The organism is Tabrizicola soli (genome assembly GCF_015999335.1).
Taxonomy (GTDB): Bacteria; Pseudomonadota; Alphaproteobacteria; order Rhodobacterales; family Rhodobacteraceae; genus Tabrizicola; species Tabrizicola soli.
In genome coordinates this window covers 1-1,655 of the sequence record NZ_JAEACP010000052.1, presented here as the reverse complement: position 1 = coordinate 1,655, position 1,655 = coordinate 1, and the positions used below count along the sequence as shown (strand labels likewise).

2 protein-coding genes are annotated in these 1,655 nt (G+C 68.0%); both read right to left on the bottom strand.

Going from position 1 to position 1,655, the window contains the following annotated elements; genetic code table 11:
• Window positions 1–894 (bottom strand): electron transfer flavoprotein subunit alpha/FixB family protein (locus I7S92_RS22965; protein ID WP_197647814.1); only part of this gene is annotated, 894 nt, incomplete at its 3' end.
• Window positions 894–1,655: an electron transfer flavoprotein subunit beta/FixA family protein gene (locus I7S92_RS22960; protein WP_197647813.1), complete on the bottom strand. Its 762-nt coding sequence runs from the start codon at window positions 1,653–1,655 to the stop codon at window positions 894–896. The genes I7S92_RS22960 and I7S92_RS22965, both read right to left, overlap by 1 nt.

Sequence of the window (1,655 nt, the reverse complement as noted above, 5' to 3'; positions counted from 1 at the left end):
GAAGAGGTCGGCGACGAGGCCGTAGTCTGCGACCTGGAAGATCGGGGCCTCTTCGTCCTTGTTGATGGCGACGATGACCTTGGAGTCCTTCATCCCGGCGAGATGCTGGATCGCGCCCGAGATGCCGACGGCGACGTAAAGCTCGGGCGCCACGACCTTGCCGGTCTGGCCGACCTGCCAGTCGTTCGGCGCGTAGCCCGAGTCCACCGCCGCGCGGGACGCACCCACGGCGGCGTTCAGCTTGTCGGCCAGCTTCTCGATCAGCGCGAAGTCGGCCTGCGAGCCGACCCCACGGCCGCCCGAGACCACGATCCCGGCCGAGGTCAGCTCGGGCCGGTCGGAGGAGGCGACCCTGTCCTCGACCCAGGAGGACAGGCTGCCGTCGACGGAGGCCGAGACCGTCTCGACCGGGGCCGAGCCGCCCTTGCCGGCGGCGTCGAAGGTCGCGGTGCGGATCGTCAGCACCTTCTTCGCGTCCGAGGTCTTCACCGTCTGGATCGCGTTGCCGGCATAGATCGGCCGGTCGAAGGTCGCCGCGTCATGCACCGCGAGGACTTCCGAGATCACCATCACGTCCAGAAGCGCCGCCACGCGGGGCAGCACCGACTTCGACAGCGCGCCCGAGGCGGCCACGATATGCTCGTAGTCGCCGGCCAGCGAGACGACCAGCGCGGCGGTGGGTTCCGACAGGCCATGCGCATAGGCCGCATCCTCGGCCAGAAGCACCTTGGCCACGCCCGAGAGCGTCGCCGCTTCGGCCGCCGCCGCAGCAGCATCCGGACCGGCGACCAGCACCGTCACCGGGCCGAGCGATTTCACCGCGGTCAGCGCCTTGGCGACCTGATCGGTGGCAAGCGCGCCCCCCACGACATCGGCAAGAAGAAGAACGGCCATCAGAGCACCCCCGCTTCGTCTTTCAGTTTCTGGATCAGCTCGTCCACCGAACCCACTTTCACCCCCGCCTTGCGGCCCGCCGGCTCCACGGTCTTCACGACCGAGAGACGAGGGCTCACGTCGACGCCGTAGTCGGCCGGGGTCCTGGTCGCCAAGGGCTTGGCCTTGGCCTTCATGATGTTCGGGAGGCTCGCATAGCGCGGCTCGTTCAGGCGCAGGTCGACGGTGATGATCGTCGGCATCCTGACGGTGATGGTCTGCAGCCCGCCGTCCACCTCGCGGGTGACTTTCGCATGGTCGCCCTCGATCGCCACTTCGGAGGCGAAGGTGCCCTGCGACCAGCCCAGCAGCGCCGCCAGCATCTGCCCGGTCGCGTTCATGTCGTTGTCGATCGCCTGCTTGCCGCACAGGACGAGGCCCGGAGCTTCTTCCCTGACGACCGCAGCCAGGAGCTTCGCCACCGCCAGCGGCTCGATGTCGGTGTGCACGTCCGAGGCCGCCTCGATCAGGATCGCCCGGTCCGCGCCCATCGCCAGCGCGTTGCGCAGCGTCTCCTGCGCCTGCTTGACGCCGATCGAGACCACGACGACCTCGGTCGCCACGCCCTTCTCCTTCAGCCGGATCGCCTCTTCCACCGCGATCTCGTCGAAAGGGTTCATCGACATCTTCACGTTCGCCAGGTCAACTCCAGACCCGTCCGCCTTGACCCGAACCTTCACGTTGTAGTCGATCACCCGCTTGACCGGGACCAGCACCTTCAT

Bases quoted from the DNA above. Each gene is read 5' to 3' on its own strand.
- I7S92_RS22960 (WP_197647813.1), bottom strand. From the start codon at position 1,655: ATGAAGGTGCTGGTCCCGGTCAAGCGGGTGATCGACTACAACGTGAAG.